Source organism: Akkermansia biwaensis, from assembly GCF_026072915.1.
GTDB classification, from domain to species: domain Bacteria; phylum Verrucomicrobiota; class Verrucomicrobiia; order Verrucomicrobiales; family Akkermansiaceae; genus Akkermansia; species Akkermansia biwaensis.
In genome coordinates this window covers 2716181-2738800 of sequence record NZ_AP025943.1, presented here as the reverse complement: position 1 = coordinate 2738800, position 22620 = coordinate 2716181, and the positions used below count along the sequence as shown (strand labels likewise).

At 53.4% G+C, this 22620-nt stretch carries 13 protein-coding genes and 1 tRNA gene; 7 read left to right on the top strand and 7 right to left on the bottom strand.

The features are described from left to right. The first annotated feature begins 767 nt into the window (after window positions 1-767). Window positions 768-3029 (top strand): catalase HPII, encoded by a 2262-nt coding sequence (katE, locus tag OQH67_RS11260; RefSeq protein WP_215433900.1) that lies wholly within the window; start codon window positions 768-770, stop codon window positions 3027-3029. 539 nt (window positions 3030-3568) lie between these two features. Here katE and OQH67_RS11255 read toward each other — a convergent pair. Together OQH67_RS11255 and OQH67_RS11250 are read right to left on the bottom strand one after the other, a co-directional pair. Then, window positions 3569-4042, bottom strand: coding sequence for a DUF3592 domain-containing protein (locus tag OQH67_RS11255; protein WP_215433901.1), 474 nt, complete (start codon window positions 4040-4042; stop codon window positions 3569-3571). Window positions 4043-4052: 10 nt separating this feature from the next. Then, window positions 4053-9146, bottom strand: a complete 5094-nt coding sequence (locus OQH67_RS11250; protein ID WP_215458971.1) for an RHS repeat domain-containing protein — start codon at window positions 9144-9146, stop codon at window positions 4053-4055. Between OQH67_RS11250 and OQH67_RS11245 the strand changes: the two genes are divergently transcribed. Continuing rightward, window positions 9145-9717, top strand: a complete 573-nt coding sequence (locus OQH67_RS11245) for a hypothetical protein (RefSeq protein ID WP_215433903.1) — start codon at window positions 9145-9147, stop codon at window positions 9715-9717. The genes OQH67_RS11250 and OQH67_RS11245 overlap by 2 nt on opposite strands. A gap of 149 nt (window positions 9718-9866) precedes the next feature. Next, window positions 9867-10226, top strand: a complete 360-nt coding sequence (locus tag OQH67_RS11240; RefSeq protein WP_215458972.1) for a hypothetical protein — start codon at window positions 9867-9869, stop codon at window positions 10224-10226. A gap of 418 nt (window positions 10227-10644) precedes the next feature. On the opposite strand, the gene OQH67_RS11235 is transcribed toward OQH67_RS11240, so the two are convergent. The 5 genes from OQH67_RS11235 to OQH67_RS11215 all read right to left on the bottom strand — a co-directional run bounded on the left by OQH67_RS11235 (window position 10645) and on the right by OQH67_RS11215 (window position 17474). Beyond that, window positions 10645-10719: transfer RNA gene (locus tag OQH67_RS11235), tRNA-Val, on the bottom strand. A gap of 174 nt (window positions 10720-10893) precedes the next feature. After that, a complete protein-coding gene (locus tag OQH67_RS11230; protein WP_215433907.1) occupies window positions 10894-13554 on the bottom strand; it encodes a cytochrome c biogenesis protein CcsA in 2661 nt (886 codons plus the stop codon). Window positions 13555-13645: 91 nt separating this feature from the next. Further along, on the bottom strand, window positions 13646-14221 hold the full coding sequence (rbr, locus tag OQH67_RS11225; RefSeq protein WP_215433908.1) for a rubrerythrin: 576 nt from the start codon (window positions 14219-14221) through the stop codon (window positions 13646-13648). Between the two features lie 84 nt (window positions 14222-14305). Then, entirely contained in the window at window positions 14306-14917 is a 612-nt protein-coding gene (locus OQH67_RS11220; RefSeq protein ID WP_215433909.1) for a hypothetical protein, read from the bottom strand. Window positions 14918-14948: 31 nt separating this feature from the next. Continuing rightward, window positions 14949-17474, bottom strand: a complete 2526-nt coding sequence (locus OQH67_RS11215) for a DNA translocase FtsK 4TM domain-containing protein (protein WP_215433910.1) — start codon at window positions 17472-17474, stop codon at window positions 14949-14951. Window positions 17475-17999: 525 nt separating this feature from the next. Between OQH67_RS11215 and OQH67_RS11210 the strand changes: the two genes are divergently transcribed. The 4 genes from OQH67_RS11210 (at window position 18000) to OQH67_RS11195 (ending at window position 22586) form a co-directional block, all read left to right on the top strand. Further along, complete coding sequence (locus tag OQH67_RS11210; protein WP_215719903.1) at window positions 18000-18659, top strand: sugar transferase; 660 nt, start codon at window positions 18000-18002, stop codon at window positions 18657-18659. Window positions 18660-18697: 38 nt separating this feature from the next. Continuing rightward, the gene (locus tag OQH67_RS11205) at window positions 18698-19483 is read left to right on the top strand and encodes a polysaccharide biosynthesis/export family protein (protein WP_215433913.1); all 786 of its coding nucleotides are present in this window, start codon (window positions 18698-18700) and stop codon (window positions 19481-19483) included. A gap of 62 nt (window positions 19484-19545) precedes the next feature. Further along, window positions 19546-21915, top strand: coding sequence for a GumC family protein (locus OQH67_RS11200; RefSeq protein WP_215433915.1), 2370 nt, complete (start codon window positions 19546-19548; stop codon window positions 21913-21915). 71 nt (window positions 21916-21986) lie between these two features. After that, complete coding sequence (locus OQH67_RS11195; RefSeq protein ID WP_215459002.1) at window positions 21987-22586, top strand: tyrosine-protein phosphatase; 600 nt, start codon at window positions 21987-21989, stop codon at window positions 22584-22586. The last annotated feature ends 34 nt before the right edge of the window (window positions 22587-22620 follow it).

The window sequence follows — 22620 nt, the reverse complement described above, 5'->3', positions numbered from 1 at the left end:
TGCGGAAGTTCTGTCTCCCCCCACGGGGCGCCGGAAATTTTCCACGGAAGAAACCTTTCACCTACTACATAACCCTCCACGCAATCCGGCACGCTTCCTTCCCGATGCCCTGCTTCCTGTTCCATCCGGTATTTCTGAACCGGCAGAAGTCATTGATTAAATTCACCACCCTGTTCCCGCCCCGCCGCCATTCCCTTGCGGTACGTTTTACAATACGCCAACCTGGCGCAAGAACACCCCACCATGAGTAAAGCTGCCACGCAGCCTGGACGGCCGGAAACAGGCGGTTTTCCGGGAAAACGGAACAGGTGCATGCAGCAAACCCTGTTCCGGCATGACACGGCCTGCCCGGAAAATGAAAACGGGGATGGGCATGACCGGCATGGCCGCCAGGGGCGGAAGAATTCCCGGACACGGCGGGAGTGTCCTCAGGTTCCCCATGCGGGGAATTAGGGAACTGCGGAACTTCGCCCCACCCCGTCCATTTATTAACGGCGCTATCCTGTTTTTCCCGGCAGGAGGGGAAGGCGCGGAAAATCCCGAGTTCCCTACTGACAGCGTACTGACAGAAACGTCATGCCAGTCAAACAGGCTCCGTTTCCGCCCCCCGTTTCCTATCGTTTATTTCATTCCTGCCAAGTCATTTTCAGCATTTTTCCATCATTTCAATTCCACATGAACTGACAAAATAAGGCAGAACATCGTCCGGGAAGGCAGGGTCGAACTCCTTACTCATAGGAAAATTCAATCCCTTCAGAAACAAGCCAATGAAAAAAAAGACCCAGCAGATGCAAGACCGGCTCGCCCCGTTCCCGGACGGGAAAGAGGCGGAACCCCATTATACGGACACCATTGATCCGGAACTGATCAAGCCGACGCCCAAACCCACTCCTCCCAACGCGGAACCTTCCGCCCCCGGCTCCATGAAAATGCCGGAAAACACCTCGGAAAAAATCAAAGACCTGGATACCATGCGCGACAACGGCATGGGAAAGCCCCTTACCACCAACCTCGGAGTAAAAATAGCCGATGATCAAAATACGCTCAAGGCAGGCAGCAGAGGCCCCTCCCTGCTGGAAGACTTTCACTTTCTGGAAAAAATGGCTCATTTTGACCAGGAGCGGATACCGGAACGAGTGGTTCACGCAAGAGGTTCCGGGGCACATGGTTATTTTCAGGTATACAAATCCCTTTCCAAATACACCAAGGCGGCCTTTCTGCAGGATCCGTCAGAAAAAACACCAGTCTTTGTGCGTTTTTCCAACGTGCAGGGATTCCGGGGATCCCCGGATACGGTGAGGGACATCCGCGGATTCGCCACCAAATTCTATACCAGGGAGGGGAATTACGACCTGGTGGGCAACGACACGCCCGTCTTCTTCATTCAGGACTCCATCAAATTCCCGGACTTCATCCATGCCGTGAAGCCGGAACCCCACAACGAAATGCCGCAGGGGCAGACCGCCCACGACTCCTTCTGGGATTATGTCTCCCTGCAGCCGGAAACGCTGCACAACGTCATGTGGCTTATGTCCGACCGCGGCATCCCCAGAAGCTACAGGACCATTGAAGGATTCGGCATCCATACGTACAAACTGGTCAACGAAGATGGGAAAAGCACCTTCGTCCGCTTCCACTGGAAACCCGTTTACGGGAAAAAATCCCTGATCTGGGACGAAGCCCAGGACCTTACCGGACGGGACCCGGACTTCCACCGCAAAGACCTGTGGCAGTCCATTGAAGGCGGAGACTACCCGGAATTTGAACTGGGCCTGCAAATCATTCCGGAAGAAGACTTGGACAAATTCGACTTCGACATCCTGGACGCCACCAAGCTCATCCCCGAAGCGCTGGTGCCCGTGGAAATCGTCGGGAAAATGGTGCTGAACCGCAACCCGGACAACTTCTTTGCAGAAACGGAACAGGTCGCCTTCTGCCCCGCCAACATCGTTCCGGGCATCGACTTCTCCGACGACCCGCTGCTGCAGGGCCGCATCTTCTCCTACAGCGACACCCAGCGCCACCGCCTGGGAGGGGCGAACTTTACGGAAATCCCCATCAACCGCCCCGTCTGCCCCTTCCACAACAACCAGAGGGACGGATTCCACCGCATGCAGATAGATACCGCTCCGGCCAACTACAATCCCAACTCCATCGGCGACAACTGGCCGCGGGAAACTCCGGAAGCGGCGGAAGACGGAGGGTTCACCACCACTCCGGAACGCGTGGAAGGAATCAAGGAACGCCTCAGGAGCCCCTCCTTTGCGGAGTATTACTCCCATCCGCGCCTGTTCTGGATGAGCCAGACGCCCGTGGAACAGGAACACATCATCAACGCCTTCGGCTTTGAACTGAGCAAGGTGACCCGCCCCTACATCCGTGAACGGGTGGTGGACCTGCTGACGCGCATCGATCCGGACCTGGCAGGCGGAGTAGCCCGCAACCTGGGCATCGAACTGACCAGGGAACAGCTCAGCCGCGAACTGCCCAAGCCGGTCTGCGGCTTGGAAAAGGACCCGGCGCTGAGCCTGTACGCCAAGCCCGACGGCAACCTCAAGGGCATGCGCGTCTCCCTGCTGGTGGCGGACGGCGTCAGCCTGAAATCCGTGGAGGAAATCTGCGACGCCCTGCACAAGGAAGGAGTCCATCCCCAGATCATTGCCGCACATATGGGAACCGTTAAAACGGAAGAAGGGGAAGACCTGCTGGTGGACGGCAGCCTGGCCGCCAATCTTTCCGTCCTGTTTGACTCCGTCATCGTGCCCGAAGGCGCGCAGAGCATCCAGACCCTCCTGACGGACGGGGACGCCAAATACCACCTGCGCCAGGCCTACAGGCACCTGAAGGCCATCGGCCTGCCGGGAGACGCCAGGGAAATGCTCCAGGCCGCCTCCCTGCCCGACGACATGGACGATGCCGGCCTGCTCACCCCGAAGGATACCAAGGCGCTGATGAAGCCCTTCATCACGGCGATGAAGCAGCACCGCACCTGGGCCCGGGAACACAAGGCGCTGGACTTCGGCGCCTGACGGGAACATTCCTCTGAACGTCACCATATGCCTGTAAGTTTAACGCTTGCAGGCATATTTTTATTAGGGAAAGTTCCTATTGATCATGCTCGCGAGCAAAAAGGTCTGGCCTGAATCACCATATCGGCAAAAATAAATTATTTGCAATTGTCGTCATTAAATTGTCAATTGTTACAGTATTCGAGAATCGTAAATTAAAAAATATTTTCAGATTAACATTATTTCTTTTTACATACATATACCTTTAATATTTTCATAATTCAATATCGGTCAAAATTTTGTATTCATGGCTCGTTGGATTAAACAGAATTAAATCCTGTGAATAACTTACTCAAGGGAGGAACAACATTCCATTCCCCTGCTCCTCAAATCCATCCTGCCAATTTTATCAATAACTCAATTGGCTGGTCTTAAAGATAAGAATTCCCCATATTGCCGTCCACAGAAACAAAAATATACCTTCTGCAACTCTGGCTGCTTGCAGAAGGTATAGGAGGATTAAAAATCCTTTGATAAGGAAGAAGAATACTGAATATTATTTATTTCTTTTTTAATAAATTAAATACCTGCTTAAAAATAATCATTAATGAAAAACAGGAAAATAATAAACATATTCCCAAAGCCATCCAGATCCATCCCGCGATGCCTTTTGATAAAAGAGACTCGTCAGGATTATTTTCATTGACAAAAACTGGGATTTCTTTTCCAACATGCAATTTCTTATACGGAATATCAAAACTGCATCCCTGGTTACCGGTGTGGTACATTTTTGATTTCCATTCAAATCTTACGTCAATATCTAAATTAACATAAGTACCATGAATACCTGAACCTGCACTTTTTCTTCTATATTCGACTTGTGTAATTGTACCTTTTGTTTCCGGCCATTCTTCACTGGACCAACAGAGTCTCACTTGAGACAGCAGCCATACGAGCATATATAACATGCCTGCTGCAAAAATACTCAGCAGAAAAATAACTAAAAGTTGTTTATTATTAAATATTTTATTCATAAAATCAAGGTTACATTATTCTTAAACTCAACTCTACTTCGGCTCTTCCATATGCTTGCACACGCATGCCTGTTCCCATGCCATAGACAGCATAAGCGGATGAAGACTTTCTCGGGTCTAAAGCTTCACACCCTCCTGGTACTGAACATTTTAAAACAGGAGAATCAAAAGCAATACCAGCAGAGAATCTTCCAATGCCTCCGGAAATAAAACCGGACGCTCCTACAGTAAAAAGGAAAGAAATATCCCCATTCCCATCTGGACAGCGTTCAGGACATCCTCCCGCTCCAACGTTCGATGATCCTGTTCCATCTCCTGTATTTTCTCCTACTGGTTTTTTTGTATATGTATTATCTCCTTTTTTCTTATATACAGTTCTTGTTCCATTTCTTCTCGGTTTCTTTTCTCGTCTTGCACTAATGCCGGAATTGCCACCAATGCTCGTACCTACACCCGCCGTACCCTCTAAATACGCGATTCCGGATGCAACTAACCCTTTCTGCCCATCACATGAACAACAAGATGAAACGACAACATCAATACCGGCGTTTACTTCCATCGTAACAAGAGGGAAAAACGGCAATGGCCATACCCCCAGACGTGTACTTTTAGCCGAATGCGTCACCTGCTTTGGAATTAGAGCAATAACAACACTTGAAAAATTATTAAAGTCCAATAATCCAAATGCATCAGTCGTGGAAATGGGACAATTACCTAATAATACATATAAATTAAATCCATCTTTTTCCTGAATGGGATCCCTGCTAATCCACCTTCCACTGAGAGGATCAAGATAACGGTAATTATAATAAACCACACCCAGTTCATCATCCATGTATTCGCAGGAAAAACGGAATTTGTTAACGTGAGCCATATCGCCTTCCTCTCTGGCAATTCCTCCAAAAGGAAGATACTCATACAAAGCTCTTCTTTCTTTTTGCTCCCCTTCGATAGCGACGACATTCTTCAATGCATCATGAATGAAATAAAAATGCTCCCTTGTTTCAGTCTCACTATTCTTCCAGCACGTCATCATTAAGAGAAATGGCGCAGTCGTCTCCGTAGGCGCCCATAGATAACTCTTCTCCAAGACTGGTTCGGGATGCAGCACATCAATCTCAGCTATTTGCACATAACCACGATACAGGTAATAGACGTGACTGATAGTTGATTCATTGAAAGTAACTTTTTTCTCGAAGCGGCGCCCCATGTAGTCATATCCGCAGACAACTACGGTCCGTCCGTCTTCACTGATAAAGCTAACAGGGCGGTTATTGGCATCATAAGTTACCTTCCAAACTCCTGTTGAAGTTTTGGTAAGGATCTGATTGCCATCTGCGTCATAGACAGGTTGAAACTTTAATTCTCCCTGCGCAATATCCGTATATTGGTTGAGGTGGTTGGTACCATATAATAATAATTCCTTTTCCAATTCCTGAGAGATTTTACGGTTACCGATGTTGTCATATTGATAGCTGCAATTTCCTTCTGCTTGAAATTGTCCATTAATCAATTCACTGCGGTTATTGTAGGTGAAGTTTCTTACCGCTATGGGCGTCTCAACATCCCAATAATCCTGATGTTGAGTGGGCCGCATCAATTCATCATACTGATAACTATAACGAGCAACCGCACTTCCATTCCTGGAATCTTCATACTCAATAGCGCTCATTAGGTTAAGAGAAGGATGATAACTATTCCTGCGAACGACGCCATTGGGATAGGACATGTTTTTAAGGAAGCCACTGGTTTTGTCATATTCCCATGTAAAGGGAGAATCAAGACCTTCCAGATTCATCCTGACTATGGCGCCTTTGTGATCATAGTCAAGGATGGAGTGCTGGACAATGCGGGTTCCCAGCATAAAATAGTATCCGGAGGATCGTCCAAAAGAATCATACTTTTCCTGGAGACAGCTTTCCACTTTCCCCAAAGAAACATCTTGGAGCATTCTCCCATAAACGTCATAAGAGATTTCTCTGATACATGAGGCATCTGAGACAGAAATTATCTGACCAAGATGATTATATGAATAAAGCCAAGGTTGGGTAGCATCACTATGGGAGACTGAGATGAGTTCTCCAGTGAACGGAGCATATTCATAGGTTGTTACGATACCTCTGGCTTGAGTGAGCGTTTCCAAACGGTTAAACTTGTCGTAGGTTTTGGAAATACAGGAACCGTCAGCATAGGTTTTCCTGAGTTCCAAACCAGTAGCCACATCGTAAAGCCAAGTGGTGGTATCCCCGTCGGTTCGGTTGGAAGGATTAGTGGTAATGTCCTCCTCATCCGCCCTGAAAGTGGTCAATGCAACCCTATGGTCATTATCATCATACGCGAAACATGCAGGTTGAATGGCAGTACCGTATTCAGCCGTCTTTCTACCGCGAATGTCATAAGAATAGCACATAGTACCTCCCAATGCATTAGTGATGCAGACAGGTTCATCACAACAGACGTCATAAGAAATGGAGGTCATATTGCCCTCGGCATCCATCGTCTTGGTAGTTCGTCCGGCTACGTCGGACTCTGTGATAACAACATTGCCTCGTGCATCGGTTCTCCTCATGGTTATTCCTGAGGAAGTGAAGAAACGTTCCTGGGAAGAATGTAAGCCTGCATGGTCATTTTGATTTATGGTAAATCCATCAACAACGAAAGACTTGGCGACAATGTCCGAAGTGGGAATCCGGTTGAACTGGATGCGTCTGGTGGGAGCGGCATATTCTGTCCACTGAACACTCAACTGACCGTAAATATCAGTGGAAACAGTCTTGCTTTCTAACATAGGGTCCGATTGTGAAAGAAGATTTTCCACGGTCTGAACAAGAGGAAATCCATTGGCATTGTAATTAGTCGTGGTATGTACCCGGTAAACTCCGTCCTCTTTGATCTGATAGCGTATGGTATTCTCCGTGATCCTGTTTTTTGTAACATCATCCGGACAAAGTTCATCCAGAAGAATAATCCGCCTCACTTCGTAGCCAGATTGGTCATAAGCAGTTATCTCAGGAGCCATATCCTCTGTTTGAATGCGTACAAGCTGACCCTTGCTATTGTAAGCATTTCTAGTGACAATGAAACCTCCCAGAGTATTGGACTGCTCCTCCCGAATAGTTTCTCCAAAACCATTTTCCAAGGTACGTGAGAGAATTACTCCTTTGGACAGAGTGGTGGTGAGAATACCTTCTTCTGTCAATTCGAGCTGTATTTCAATTTCTTGCTGTCCGTTTCCTCCCTGCCAAAGAGTAGAGCCGTCATAATAAGTTTTCGTCACAAAAATAGCCCCCGAAGGAGTGGTGACGGTTGTTGTAAGCTGATCGTTGCTGTATTCAGTTCTGGTGGTGCGACCAAGAATATCCGTTGTGGAAATAATTCTTCCCAAGTCGTCGTATTCCATATTTTCGACTGTCGACATAGCTCCTATGTCTTTTCGTACGGAAAGAATTCTTCCCGCAACATCCTTTGTGTAGGACGTGATTGTTTCAGGCGTGGTTTCCGTGGCTGAGCGGATGACTTCCACTAGTTGCTTGGCCGAGTTGTAGCTGTAGCTGGTGACCACACCGTCTTCGTTGGTTTCCGTCAAGGGACCGCAGCACATCCATTCCGTCGTGCTGAAGCGGCCGTTGCCCTTCGTCGTTTTGATTCGCTTGAGCTCGGCATCGTATTCATAGTCCTCCGTGGAAATCAATGACCAGTCTTCTCCCGTGTGGACATACTGCTCTTTTCTTGTGGTCGTGCCGTTTTCGGCAATGTATTGTACGGTTCTGGTGCTTTGAGCGGAAACGATGCTTCCGTTTGCCTGAACAGTTTCCGTCACCTTGTGAACACCCCCATGGTCTGTGGTGGCTTCATAGGTATAAATGGTCTGGACACCGTCAATGCCCTGGCTCATCTTCTGTCTTCCCCGGGCATAGGGATACTGTGCTACTTCCCCATAAGTTTCTGAAATGCTTGTGTGAACCTGGTCGGAACCCAGAGCTGTTTCTGTCACCGTCATGCGGTTGACTTCAGGGCTCTCTTCATAGGTATAGCTCCTTTGGCTTAGAACGGTTTCCGTTCCGTCCTGGGCAATGATGATTTCCCTTTCCGTTGCCGGCCTGAAATCATTGAAGCGCAGGTCTGCATAAGTGGTGCGTGTTCCTCGCTCTCCTCCTCCAGCCCACGGCGTTGCTTCCAGAACCACCCGGCCCTGGCCGTCGTACTCGTAGCGCGTGTAGCCTCCGTTGGGCTTGATTTCCAAAGACACGCGGAACTGGTCGTTGTACGTGTAGAGGGTGGTCTGTTCACTGGAAGTATTGTATCCTTCCGTGCTGCTGATGGTCAGCCATCCCCCGTCGGTATACTTCTTCACTGTGCGTGTACTGCGGGAAGGCTGGGAATCATTGATGCCTCTGATAGTTTCAATGCGCTCCCACTTGGAGCCGGGCAGGGCGTTGCGTTCAATCGTGCGCACGATGCGTTCATCTCCTTCTCCCTTGATGATGCTTATTTTGTTTCCTTCCTCGCGGCGTTCGATAACCCGCGGTTCCTGCCCGGCCCGTTGATTGGTGATGTAAGTCACTTTTACGCCATCCTCCATGGAAGTTCTATAGACGGCCGTCTTGTAGGGCTCTCCGGTAACCACAAATTCCCCATCATGGGAGGCAGAAACATTCCCGGGAGCGTACCACTCCAGGGTGAGGCTGTTGTTTCCGGGAATGCTTCGCATCAGCCCCTGAGCCCGGGAATAGACGCTGCTGAGAGAGCCGTCCGGGTTGTAGGCCACTTGGACCTTGCGGGCATACTCCTCGGCGGTCATGACGTGTCCTGAAGAACTGGTGACGGAGACGACCTCTCCGGTGGCTGCCGAGAAGCGCAGGCTCATGCCGGAAGGAAGCGTCATATCCATGTAGGACGGCATACCCTGTTGATTGGGAGTAAGGTCTTGGTTGAGCAGCCGTACCCGGTAGTCCAGTTTCCTGGAGCTGCCGATGGGGGAAGCGTCGGAGCTTCCCGTTTCCGCCTTGAAATAAATGTGACTGCCTGAGGGGCGTTTGACGGTGACGCGCCGTTCGTCTTGGGAGAAGGAAGCGGTCCATGCCATGGGGTGGTTGTAGCGCATGGAAAATCCGCTGCTGGAGCCGGAGGTAGCGGGAGTGGAAGCACGGGCCATGCGCATGAATCTGACCGGAGCGGGGGGCGTTGGTCCTGTTGGAGAGGAAGGATTGATGCATGCATTTCCCTGGCAGTCCTGTTCATCGTCGGGGGCGCCCGGAGTGGGCTGCTGCTGGACGCAGTTTTCATCTCCTTCCTCTTCACACCCTTCACAGGGACATGGACATGGTTCTTCCTCAGTGGGCGGTTCGCTGGAGGAGAAAGAGGAGTTGCTGCTGGAGCTAGAACTGGAGCTAGAACTGGAGCTGGAACTGGAGCTAGAACTGGAGCTGGAACTGGAACTGGAGCTGGAACTGGAGCTGGAACTGGAACTGGAACTGGAGCTAGAACTGGAGCTAGAACTGGAGCTGGAACTGGAGCTAGAACTGGAGCTAGAACTGGAGCTAGAACTGGAGCTAGAACTGGAGCTAGAACTGGAGCTGGAACTGGAGCTGCTTGACTTGGGATCAAACCCAAAATCAAACCCTCCCCCTTCCGAAGAGCTACTGGAGGTGGTCTCTTCTTCCTCGTCCCGATAAAGATTGACCAGGGTAATGACTTCCTCCCCTTCCCTATCCGGAGGAGTTACATTGGGGTCGAGGTAGGAATTGATATCGGACACCTCCGCCTTGTCGGAAAGAACGGCAATGCAGAACTCCTGTCCGGAGCCCAGGGCGGCATGGTGTTCATGGACGATTTGGCACCAGTAATACCCCTGTTCGAGGAGGACACTCTCCGGCTTCACGGAAAGGTCCTTTGCTTCGCTGGTCAGTTCCACATTCTTAAAAGGAATGGACAGGGAGATGGAGGAATCGGCGGTCAGGGAAAGGAAATAGGTACCGCGTTTCATGATCTTGAGGTACCCGGTCCATTCATGGCGAGTGTCATCGGAAGCGGAGCGAGGGGAGATGAGAACGGGGGCGGTGATGCCGTTGACGTAGAAATCGGCCTGCGGGAGGCCATTGGCGAACATGGGAACAAAGGGATAACGGGGTTCCAGGGTAATTTGGGTATTATTCATTGTCTTGTAAATCATGTTGTTAAATGATTTGCAGACAATGTAGAACCTGTGGCACCCTCAATGAAAGACGCCTGATACGTTAAGACTTCAGTTACTTCTCATGAAATGACATTAAATCCCCCTGAAAAAACAAAATTCGTATTATGAAAGAATCTTTTCATATTAATGTTTATTGATTTAATATGAATGACCTGGATATTCATCCTGAATACATTGGAAGAAAATTTTCAAGACAAATGTAAAAAAGGAATTATACACAAAGAGACCCAAGTTTAAATATCCCTTTTCAAAACACCATGATTTCCTGATCATCTCAATTTCTTATTGAGACTGTCCTTGATCCAACAAGATAGGGCCTCTTGTTAACTCTGTTCAGAATCACCTGATATACAAGACTGCTTTAAAAGTAAACCCCGCAAGTTTAATAACTTGTGGGGTTTATTAATGGTACAGGGAGAGGGATTCGAACCCCCGACCAACTGTGTGTAAGACAGCCGCTCTACCACTGAGCTATCCCTGCATGAGGTAGCGGAAGTATATGCCGGACGGGCTGAAACAGCAAGGATAAAATGGGGAAAGAACGCCTTTTCCCATTTTTACTTCTGTGATACCGTTTGCTTCCCTTCCCTGCAAAAACGAAAATACCGCATGTCCGCACTTTCGCCCGGTCGGTCAACGGAAAACCGTCACAAAATTACCTCATCTCCGCCTGCTGGAGGGCGCGGTAATGCAGGATAATGAAGAGGACGCAAAGCACGGCTTCCGACCAATAGAAGATGTCCAGGGCATTCCGCCCGGATGTGAAGCCGTAGGAATGCAGCCCCACCCCCAGCATGTTCACGCCCCACCACGCAAAGGCGATGATGACGCCGCCAAGCACGTTGCTGAAGTGGAGAAGCCACGGAGAAAGCCACCCCGCCTTTCTGGCATGAAGCACGACCAACTGCCACAGCACGATCATCAATGCTCCGTTCTCCTTGGGGTCCCATCCCCAGAAGCGCCCCCAGGATTCATTGCCCCAGATACCGCCGAAGACAGTGCCCACCAGCGTGAAGACCAGGGAGAAGCACAGGATGCCGTATGCCATGCGGTCCAGGGATTGCTCCGTTTTCCGGCCGATCAGGCGCAGGGGGGAGGCCAGCAGATATACATGGGAAAGCACCGCCGCCAGCAGTCCGGCCGCATACCCCAGGACGATGGTGATGACGTGGGTGGAAAGCAGGAAGTTGGAACGCAGGATGGCCACGAGCGGGTCCATGTGGTCCACGGCCTGGGAAGATTCATACATGATGCCCATCTGGCAGGAGAGCGCCCCCAGGATCAACCCGGCCGCCAGCACAATTCCCTTTTTGCTGAAGAGTTCCGCTACCAGCGCGCAGATCACGCCCATGCAGGCGATGAAGGCGATGGTTTCATAGGTATTGCCTACCGGGGACCTCATGGTGATCAGCACGCGTATGGTCAGGGCGGCCACCAGAACGGCCGCGCCCGCCGCTCCCAAAATCCACGCCGGGCTGAAACCGCCGGGCCGCAGAAAACGCCTCCAGAACGGAGCATTCCGCATGGGGCGGAACAGCGCGCAGACCACCAGGAAGACAAAGGCGGCCACAAAGACAGCCAGGGAAACATACAGCGGGTCAAGACGGTAATAGAAGATTTCCCGGTTCAGGGCATTCCGTTCCCCGGCGGAAGCGGCTTCATTCGGCTGTACCAGCCGTTCCATCAGCAGGTTTTCCGCCTTGGCGCGCAGCTCTCCGCCTTTCGGCCCTTCTTCCTCAATGGCCTTGCGCTCCATCAGGGAAGCCATGGCCAGAAAAGCTCCGGCGCCCTTGCCCGGAACGGCGGTCCACTCCTGTTCTTCATCCCGTCCGGATGCCGGGAACCAGCGGGGGAATTCCATCCGTTCCATGGCAGCGGGGTCTTCCAGCATGATGCGGGAACCGAGCATCCAGCCGCGCACCACGTCAAAGTTGCGGGAAAGCGCCAGGATTTCCTTCTGCGCCTCCGTGAGCTGCGTTTCCCCCAGCATCCGGATTTCCCTCACGGCACGGGACATTTCCTCCCACTGTCCGGCAATCTGGGCATAGGAGTATTTTTTCCGCTTGTCCGCCTGGTCCGGCAGGTGCAGGCGGCGCACCACTTCCTCCCGGTTGACCAGGAATACCGGGTATTGCTCCGCAAATTCCGGCCTGAACATGCAGTCCAGCATCCATTCCACCGGAGTGAGTTTTTTCCCGCCGTCCGGCGTTTCTATGGAGAAGCTTCTCCTGCCCAGCGTCCGGAGCAGATGGAACCCGGCATACGTGGAGGCGGGCTTGACGCGGCCACCATCCTGAACGGCCATGCCCTCCACCTTTTCCACCAGGGAGGAGGACCAGGGCGTATAGCGTTCCACGCGGACCGTATGGACGGACGGCCTGGCCGCCAGCATGCCGACGGCGAAGATTCCGGCCACCAGCACGCAAATGCCGACCAGACGCCAGCGTTTCCCCTTCCCGGCACCATCCGCGTTTCCTCTGGATTGTTCCGGAACGGGTTCCTTTTCCTGCTTTTGTTCCGGCTTGCGGCGCAGGTACCTCCCGAAGACCAGGGCAAAATGCCACAACAACCCCACGGCAATGATGTAGGAAGACCATTTGGGCATTTGTTCCAGCGGATTGTGGGAGGCGCGGAGAATGGATATCAGCCTGCCGGGATGCAAAGAGTCCTGCCCCCAGCTCATCTGGTACAGGGTCCAGCCGGATACCCGCAGCGGTTCGTTCATCCGGATGACGGCGTCATAATGGCCGCCGGATTCCGGAAAAATGGTCACCTGGGATTCATAGGATTTAGGCTTGGACGTTCCGGGGTAGAATTCCGGCACAAAGCGGTTGAGGCGGATGTCAAAGGGAAGCTCCCGCTCATGCATGCGGTCGCCCTGCGGCAGTTCCACCTGGTCCACGGCCACGGTCATTCTGTTGCCCAGCATGATGCCGGCCAGCAGAAGGAGGATTCCGCCGTGGGCAATCAGGATGCCCGCATGCCTCCACGTCCATCTCACGCGGAACATGCCGCCCAGGAGCAGGTTGACGAACAGCAGGGCGCATGTAATGCCCATGCCGGGCAGCGGCAGGGAAATGAGGGAGTGCTCCCCGCCCAGGGGAATGAGCACGTAGGGAGCGCCGAAGAAGGATTCTATGGCCGCCTCCGATCCCAGGGAGGGAGCCAGCCGGACCTGGTGCAGGGTACCGGCAAATGTCAGCACCAGCAGGATGAGCATCAGGGCGATTCCCAGCCCGTAGCTGCCGCCGAATTTCCAGAGTTTCCGGCCGTATTTCCTCCACGCCGCTTCCGTATGTTCCCTGTGCCTGTTCATGATATGGGGTTGTCCCTGATGGAAAAAAGGGGGCCGATCACACGATCAGATCGTGAAACCGGCCCCAATCATGTTTCCGACTGGAAAATGATTAGAAGTTGTCCGCCAGCACTTCAAAGAATGCCTGGGGATGCACGCAGGCGGGGCACACCTTGGGAGCCGTGTCTCCGGTGTGGATGTAACCGCAGTTGCGGCACTTCCACTGGGTTTCCTGCTTCTTGGCGAATACGGTGCCTTCGCGCACGTTTTCCGCCAGTTTGCGGTAACGGGCTTCATGGTGCTGTTCCACCGTGGCGATCTTGCGGAAGGTTTCCGCAATGGCGGGGAAGCCTTCCCTGTCCGCCACTTCGGCAAAGGTGGGGTACATCTCCGACCACTCATCGTGTTCTCCGGCGGCGGCGGCCAGCAGGCACTCCTCCGTGGATTCCAGGGGGGCCGTGCAAACGGTGTGCGTCACTTCAATGCAGGCGTCTTTCAACAGTTTGAAGAACACTTTGGCGTGTTCCTTTTCATTGTCGGCCGTTTCCAGGAAAATGGCCGCGATCTGCTCGTAACCGGCTTTTTTGGCCACACCGGCAAAGTAGGTGTAGCGGTTGCGGGCTTCGGACTCCCCGGCAAACGCCTTGAGGAGATTTTTTTCTGTTTCTGTGCCTTTGATGGATTTCATAAACTAGTCACCAATTTGTGTAAGTGGGTTCATACTACCGGGGGAATGCCAAAAGACAAGCATTTATTGAATGAATCTAAAAAATCACCTTGCCGATTTTTTCTCCGGACTTACCGCTCTCAAGGAGTCCTCCAAAGTACCCGGAACGGTATCCAGATCTTTCATGATTTCATCCTGAATGGAGCGGGCACCGGGGGACCGGGAGGGTTTGTCCGCGGGGGCTTCCGGCTCTGCGGGGCGCTCGCCGGGCAGCGGCAGCAGGCCGTCCGGAGATACGGGGGGGGTGATTTCCTTTCCGGGTTCGGGAGTGTCCGTGGGCTCTTCACCCGTTTTTCCGGAGCTTTCCGGCGCGGCCAGATTCTGGTACAGGAACACCAAGTCTCCCGCTTCCGCCGTGCCGCTGCGTATGTCCGCCGGAATGCGCGTGCGCCCCATTCTTTCTTCCGTCACGATGAGGTTGGCGACGCGCCGGTTTTCCCCCGAGCCGGCGGATTGGGAGATAAGCACCGTTCCCGGTTCATACACAGTACCGGCCAGGGCGATCAGCACATAGTTGTGGCGGGGGTAAACCCGTTCCACTTTTCCCACGTAAACCGGACTTCTGCCTGCTTTTTTGACGGGCTGCACCTGCTGGGAACAGGAAGCCGCCAGCAGCACGCATCCCAGGAGGGCGGACATGGGAAGGATTTTATTCATGACGGAGAGGAAAGTAAGATGGTTGTCCGTTTCATTCCACCAGCACCTTGCGCGGGCGGTTGGTGTTGTCCGCAGGGGCGATGATCCCGCGGGATTCCAGCAGATCCATCATGCGCGCGGCGCGACCGTAGCCGATGCTCAGACGCCGCTGCAGGAGGGACGTGCTTACCTTGCGTTCGATGACGGCCACTTCCAGGCATTTGGCGTAGCATTCCTCCTCCGCGTCGTCCAGCGGGCTGTCCGCTCCGCCGTGGGAGGCTTCGTCCAGCGTCTTCTGGACCTCTTCATGGAATTTCTGCCTGGCCTGGGACGCGCAATGGGCCACCAGGGCTTCCACCTCGTCGTCGGAAATGAATGCGCCCTGGGCGCGTTCCACCTGGGCGGAACCGGGCGGCAGGTACAAAAGGTCGCCCTTCCCCACCAGCTTTTCCGCCCCCTGCCTGTCCAAAATCACGCGGCTGTCCGTGCCGCTGGCCACCTGGAAGGCGATGCGCGTGGGAATATTGGCCTTGATGGTGCCCGTCACTACCTGCCGCCGCGGCGTTTGCGTGGCGACAATGAGGTGAATCCCGGCAGCGCGGGCTTTCTGGGTCAGGCGGCCGATGTTGGTTTCAATGTCCGCGCCCACCGTCTGCATCAGGTCGGCAAGCTCGTCAATGATAATTACGATGTAGGGGAAGCGTTCGGGAATCACGCCGTCGTCATCCAAATCCAGTTCGTCATCCTCTTCCGCAGGCCATTCCCCCTGGGATTCCAGCTCCCGGGCGATGGATTCCGCCAGCGCCTCGTCCACTTCTCCGGACTCCGGCTCTTCTTCCTCTTCCGCGGGCATTTCAGGCGGCCGCTTGTTGAAGGCTTCAAAGTTGCGGACGCCCACCTTGGCAAAACAGTGGTAGCGGTGTTCCATTTCATTCACGCACCAGCGCAGGGCATTCGGCACCTTTTTAGGGTCCGTCACCACGGGAACGATCAAATGAGGCAGCTTGGAGTATGGCTGCATTTCCACCACCTTAGGATCCACCAAAATCAGCCTGAGTTCATCCGGCCTGAATTTCAACAGCATGGAGGAGATAATGCTGTTGATGCACACGGATTTGCCGGAACCCGTAGCCCCCGCCACCAGCAGGTGGGGCATGGAGGCCAGGTCTCCTATCACGGTGCGGCCATACACGTCCTTGCCCAGGGCCAGCGGAATTTTCTTTTTGGGAGAACAGAATTCGGGGTCCTGGAGCAGTTCCCGGAGCGGCACGGCCACTTTTTTGCGGTTGACGATTTCAATGCCCACCGTGTCCTTGCCCGGAATGGGGGCCACGATGTTCACGCTTTCCGCCCTGGTCGCCAGCGCGATGTCCTTGGAATACTGGTCAAACGTGTTCACGCGCACGCCGCGCGCGGGATATACCTCATACCGGGTGATGGTCGGGCCGCGGGTGATGTCCCCCGGCGTCACGTCCACGCGGAACGTCGTCAGCGTCTCGATGATTTTTTGCTGGATTTCCAGCATTTCCTCCCGGTCCGCATCCGTGGGGCCGTCCGGCTTTTCCTCATAATGCAGCAGTTCGAAGCCGGGAAGCTGGTAGTCCTTGAATTCCTCCGTAGGCGGCGTGGCTATTTTGGCAAAGGGCTGCACCTTGGGAGCAGGCTTGATTTCCGCAGGCTCCGCCACCGTGATTTTCGGGGTCGTCGTCAGCGGCAGATTCCCCTGCGTCCGCGGAGCGGAAGATTTTTTCGGGGGTGCGGGCGTCCGGACAGAGGGAGCGGCGGCCACTTCATTGTACAGCCCTTCCAGGTCATCCCCGGTACGGTGCAGGCGGGAAGAAGATTCCCGGCTCCGTCTGGCGGGAGAGGGAGAAGACAGGGCCGCGTCCTCCATGCTGGCTCTCACGCGGGCGACTTCCCTGGCCAGTTGGGAGGAACGGCGTTCCATCTTCTTTTCCTTCCTGTTCATTCTCCATGAACGGAACTCCCGGAGAACGGCGCGGAAAAGGGGACGAGGCCGCAGGCCCGCCGCATAGATCAAGGCAATGATATATCCCAGCCCGGAAACCGCCAGAATGGCGGACACCCCAGCCAAAGGAACCAGAAGATGCGTTCCGAGAAGGTTGCCGACAAGGCCGCCCGCGCCCAGCACCTGATGACGCTCCACCCATTCCGCCCCCGTAACATGGCCGGCAGTCAGGAACAGGCACCCGCTCACCAGCAGGAAGACGCCTCCATAGATCACACCGCGGGTCAGCCGTCCCCGGTGGGTAAAACGGTAACATCCCCACCAGGCCAGCAAAATCACCAGCATCCAGGCCATCCCTCCCAGCACCCAGTAAACGATGCCGGCTCCATACAGCCCCACCACGTTCAGAAGATTGGTCGTCCCCTCCATCACCTCGCCGGATTTGTTGAGATAATTCCAGCCTATTTCCCGGACGTCAAAGGTCACCATGGAAGCCAGCAAAGCCGCTCCTGCCAGTACGGAAACGGCGCCCCACGCCATTCCCATCCAAACGGGGGGATGGTCCTCTTCATGCTCAAATACATGACGCTCCTGCGCATCCAATGCCATACGTGGCATCTATACTAACAACACCGGGAGCCGAACTCAAGGCCAAACCAAGGGGGACCTGTTCTCTTCCTCGTGAAGATTTCTTTTCCGCCAAGTCCCCCTTCATCATGGAAAAAAATGGAATGAACAACCCTTCCCGGCAGGCAACGGCCGCCAGGACTCTTTTTCCTGTGAAATTACCCCAACCGCGTTAAAAAACAATACAACCTCAAATTTCCCCATTCCGCTTCTTTTATGCGATTGATTTTGCAAATTCAACAAAACTTTTGCTACAAAAAAATTATTATATGTAATTCATATTCGAATATAAGAAAATATTCAACGGATTGCAAATCCTATCAAAATAATAGGGAACATTAAAACTATATATAATATATTAAATATCAAATTGTTATTATAAATAAAAGTCATATTCGTTTATAATTTTGTTCTTATAATTTTACGGGATATGACAAATAAGTATTTTTTCTTTAACGATTACTATTGACACCGGATTTGCAATCCGCTACTCACGTCCTAGCCTTTATGTACATGCATATCTGCAAACCTGTCATCAGTAGCCTGCTCGCCGGGATGGCGCTCGTCATTCTCAGCCCGTTGCTGCTAACGATATCTGTGCTTCTTTTTCTATCTACGCGGAAATCCCCCTTCTTTCTTCAAACGCGCGTTGGATATCAGGGAAAACTGTTCAAAATCATCAAATTCAAAACGATGACGGATGCGCGTGACGAACATGGGCGCCTGCTCCCGGACAACCAAAGACTGTTCCCTCTCGGCAACTTCCTTCGCACCAATTCCCTGGATGAGCTTCCGCAACTGATCAATATCCTGAAAGGGGACATGGTCATCGTAGGCCCCCGCCCCTGGATTCCTTCCCAGATGGAAGCCCTTCCTCCCAATTATTGCCGCCAGCGCTATTCCGTCCGGCCAGGCATCACCGGCATGGCCCAGATCCACGGCCGCAACGGCATTCCCTTCTGCCGCCGACTGTGCTACGATGTGCTTTACGTGCGCCGCGTTTCCTTCCTTCTGGATGTTTCCCTGGTCTTCCGGACAGCCCGGAAAGTCCTGGTCCGGGAAGGCATCCAGCAATGCAACGAGGCCTTCCAGAATAAACTGGGGAAAACCCTCCTTCAGAACGATCTTTCCCTCCCCTCTACCACGGAGGCGACCAGATCCTTCTAATCCCCCGTTACCAAGCCTTCCCTTTATTACTTCAACTAATGAATAAACACCATCTCCTCAGCAAAGCTCTCCTGTGTTCCGCAGCCCTGGCAGGAGCCAGCCTCCTTCCTTCCTGCGTCAGTCCCAAGGAAGTCTTGTACATCCAGGACGTCTCCGGCTACTCCAAGGAAAAGATTCAGGGCAGCTACCAAACCCTGATTCAGAAGGACGACCAGCTTTCCATCACTGTCAGCAGCAAGCAGCCCGAACTGACCGCACCTTTTGCCGTCTCTGAAATCGGCACCTCCGGCCCCAGCTCCAGCTCCCGGTCCAAAGGTTACCTGGTCGATGCCAGAGGCTACATCGTCCTGCCGGTTATCGGCAAAATCAAGGCGGCCGGCAAGACCTGCTCCGCCCTGGGAGATGACATTGCCGCCGCTCTGAAAAACAACGACTACATCAGCGACGCTTCCGTCAACGTGCAGATCACCAATTTCAAGTTCTCCATTCTGGGCGAAGTTTCCTCCCCCGGAACATACAACATTGACGGCCAGCGCCTGACCATTCTGGAAGCCATCAGCCGTGCGGGCGACTTGAGCATTGACGGCAACCGGGACGTCACGCTGATCCGTGAAACGAACGGCCACCGCCAGATTGCCAAAATCGATCTGCGCAGCAAGGATTTATTCCAGTCCCCCTATTACTACATTCAGCAGAACGACACCATTTACGTTACCCCTGCCGAACGTAAAATCAATACCCGCAGTGACACCGTCCAATACATCGGCTGGACGGCATCCGGCGTGGGCCTGATCATCGGCATCATCGCCCTGTGCGCCTTGTGACCCTTCTTCCGTAGCCGGCTTTCCGCGGAAAGTGGAAAGCCGGTGAAGTATTTCATTTCCTTATGCCGCAACCTACCGTTCCGCCTGTATCTTCCCCCCCGCCCGAGACACCGGATTCCTCCCTGTCTCTGGACATTGTCGCCATCATTCTCCGCAGGCGCTGGTACTGGATACTGTTCTGCGCCCTTTTGGGAGGAACTGCAGCCTATTATATGGCGGCCACGCAGAATTACGTATTTGAAAAGACCGCCAGCGTCATGATGAGGGAAGCCAGCAAGGATTCCTCCACAGACCGCATCATGGTGGAACTGGGGGTGGATTCCGGAGCGGCCAATCTGGCCAATGAAAGCTTTATCCTCAGGTCCTCCACCGTCATGCGGCATACGGTTGAAGACCTGAAACTGAACGTATCCTACTGGAAAAAACGGGACCTGCGCCAGATAGACCTGTACCGGGAAAGCCCTGTGGAAGTCATCTTTGAAAACATCCCCAGCGACAGGTCCTGTTCTTTCGATATTACCCTGAAAGGGGACAGCGCCCTGTCCCTGACCTACCAGGGCAGCGACGGAAAACCCGTACAGTTGGAAGAGGAACTGAAAAAGCCCGTCCATCTCCCTTTTGCAACCATCACGGTTTATCCCACTTCCCATATGCCGGAGACAATTCCAGGCACCACCATTACCGTACGGCGCGTTCCCATCAACGCCGCTGCGGACCAGCTCCTCGCCAACTTCACCGTCAAGCGCCCGGACGCCAAGGAATCCAGCCTCCTCCAGATGACGCTCACTTCCTCCAATCCCGATAAAGCAACGGATACGCTGAATAAACTGATCGAAATCTATAACGAACATTCCAGAGAAGAACGCCGCGCCATCGCCGTCAAGACGAAAGAATTCATTCGCCGGCAACTCGAACAGATCGGCGAGGAATTGAAAAGACTGGACAGCAAACGGGACGACATCAAATTCGAGAACGACATCATTGCCGACACGCAAGCCTCGCTGTCCGCCGATTTCAGCACCGCACAAACGCTGGACAATTCCATTTTCGAGCTCCAGACGCAGATCATGCTGGCCAATGACTTGGAAAACAACTTGAAAGCCGTCAGTAAAAAAGCGGAACTTATTTCCCTGGACACCGGCATCGCGGACTCCGGGGTTTCCCGTCAAATTGAAGCCTACAACACCGCCTATCTGGAATACCAGAAAATCGCGGGCAGCGCGGGCTCGCAAAACCCCATCGTCGTTTCCCTGACCAAGAAGATGGACGCTACCCGCGCGGCCGCCTTCAGATCCCTGTCCAACTTGCGCGATAACTTGAATTTACGGCTCCAGGAGCTTACCCGAAAGCGGGATGACATTACCAAGCGCCTGGCCGCCACATCCGGAAAGGCGCGGAAACTCACCCCTCTGAACCGCGAACACGGGGTAAAGGAAGAATATTACCTTACGCTGCTGACCAAGGAACAGGAAAACGAACTGGCTCTGGAAACCACACCTTCTTCCGCCCGCGTTCTGGAAACGGCGCACGGCTCCAACGCCCCGATTGCTCCCAATACCAGGAAATTCGTTCTCGGCGGGGCGGCCGGAGGCGCAGCCCTCTGCCTGTTCGCTTTCATGGGCGCGGCCATACTCAACAACAAGGTCAAAAACAGGCATGACCTGGATGCCATCACCACCCTTCCCGTCATTGCAGAGCTTCCCGCCATGAGCAAAAAGGAACAGAAACAGGTATCCCTGATGCTCCCTGACGAACATTCCGTCATGGCGGAATATTTCCATATCATGTGCCACAATGTGGACTCCATGCTTCCCTTTTCCGAGCATCAGGGCCATGTGATCCTGCTCGCTTCCACCACGCCGGGAGAAGGAAAAACCTTCATTTCCGCCAATCTGGCCCAGGCTTTTTCCAAAATCGGAAAGCGCGTGCTCCTGATTGACGGCGATCTACGCAAGACCTCCCTCTCCAGCCAGCTTGGCGGCAAGGGCCGCAAGGGCCTGAGCACCATCCTGCTCAACAAGGTTTCCGACCTTTCCTCCGTCATTCATTCCCTTCCGGATCATCCGGGGGTGGACATCCTCTACGGAGGCCCCCATGTTCCCAATCCCGTTTCCCTGCTCTCCCGGCCCGAGATTGAACAGCTTATCCAGTCCTTCAAGCGATCTTACGATGCCGTTATCATTGACGCGCCACCCTACGGCATTCTGGCGGATACGGCCATTTTTGCCAAACTGGCGGACATTTCCCTGTACGTCATCCGCAGCAACAAGATAGACAAGCGCTATATAGCCACTATCCAGCAGCTTGCCAATGAAGGAAAGCTTCCCAACATGGGATTTGTCATCAATGCCGTGGACTTCAAGGCGTCCGGCCATCACTATTACGGTTACGGCTACCATTACAACTACGGGTACAACACCACCAATTCCTGATTTCCGCCTTGTTCTCCGCCCTGTTCCAGCCAAAGTTCAAGCTCTGTACCCTCTGTCCGGACGGAATGGACATGCACAGCCATCTGCTCTGGGGTGTGGACGACGGCGCGCGGACGCAGGCGGAAAGCCTGGAACTCATTTCCCTGCTGAAAAAACGGGGATTCCGGGGAGCCTGTTGCACTCCCCATGTCATCAGCCGCTATCCCTGGAATACGGCAACGAGTTTAAAAGTACGCTTTCGGGAGCTTGTGAACGCCGTGCCGGACGAGGATTTTGAACTCCGGCTGGCGGCGGAATACATGCTGGACGATCATTTTGAACGGCAATTCACGGAAGAGGAGCCTCTCAGCCCGGACGGCACGCACATTCTTGTGGAACTCCCGCAATACCGCCTTCCGGACGCGTGGATGGACATGCTCCTGCTCATTAAGGACAGAGGATATGTTCCCGTGCTGGCCCATCCTGAACGCTACGGCAAAATCCTGACTCCAGAGGAACTCGCCGCCCTGGCCGCACAAGGCATTCTTTTCCAGGGAAACATAGGCTCACTATGCGGATTCTACGGGCAGAAATGCCGGGAACTGGCGCGGAAATTCCAACAGGAAAACCTCTATTTCTGGTGGGGGACGGACGCCCACAACGCCATCATGATCAACAAGCTCCGCCTCTGACAGGCGGATGCGGCACGGAAAACGACTTACGGCC

Bases quoted from the DNA above. Each gene is read 5' to 3' on its own strand.
- katE (WP_215433900.1), top strand. From the start codon at position 768: ATGAAAAAAAAGACCCAGCAGATGCAAGACCGGCTCGCCCCGTTCCCG.
- OQH67_RS11255 (WP_215433901.1), bottom strand. From the start codon at position 4,042: ATGAATAAAATATTTAATAATAAACAACTTTTAGTTATTTTTCTGCTG.
- OQH67_RS11245 (WP_215433903.1), top strand. From the start codon at position 9,145: ATGGAAAATCCGCTGCTGGAGCCGGAGGTAGCGGGAGTGGAAGCACGG.
- OQH67_RS11250 (WP_215458971.1), bottom strand. From the start codon at position 9,146: ATGCGCTACAACCACCCCATGGCATGGACCGCTTCCTTCTCCCAAGAC.
- OQH67_RS11240 (WP_215458972.1), top strand. From the start codon at position 9,867: ATGGACGATTTGGCACCAGTAATACCCCTGTTCGAGGAGGACACTCTC.
- OQH67_RS11230 (WP_215433907.1), bottom strand. From the start codon at position 13,554: ATGAACAGGCACAGGGAACATACGGAAGCGGCGTGGAGGAAATACGGC.
- rbr (WP_215433908.1), bottom strand. From the start codon at position 14,221: ATGAAATCCATCAAAGGCACAGAAACAGAAAAAAATCTCCTCAAGGCG.
- OQH67_RS11220 (WP_215433909.1), bottom strand. From the start codon at position 14,917: ATGAATAAAATCCTTCCCATGTCCGCCCTCCTGGGATGCGTGCTGCTG.
- OQH67_RS11215 (WP_215433910.1), bottom strand. From the start codon at position 17,474: ATGGCATTGGATGCGCAGGAGCGTCATGTATTTGAGCATGAAGAGGAC.
- OQH67_RS11210 (WP_215719903.1), top strand. From the start codon at position 18,000: ATGTACATGCATATCTGCAAACCTGTCATCAGTAGCCTGCTCGCCGGG.
- OQH67_RS11205 (WP_215433913.1), top strand. From the start codon at position 18,698: ATGAATAAACACCATCTCCTCAGCAAAGCTCTCCTGTGTTCCGCAGCC.
- OQH67_RS11200 (WP_215433915.1), top strand. From the start codon at position 19,546: ATGCCGCAACCTACCGTTCCGCCTGTATCTTCCCCCCCGCCCGAGACA.
- OQH67_RS11195 (WP_215459002.1), top strand. From the start codon at position 21,987: ATGCACAGCCATCTGCTCTGGGGTGTGGACGACGGCGCGCGGACGCAG.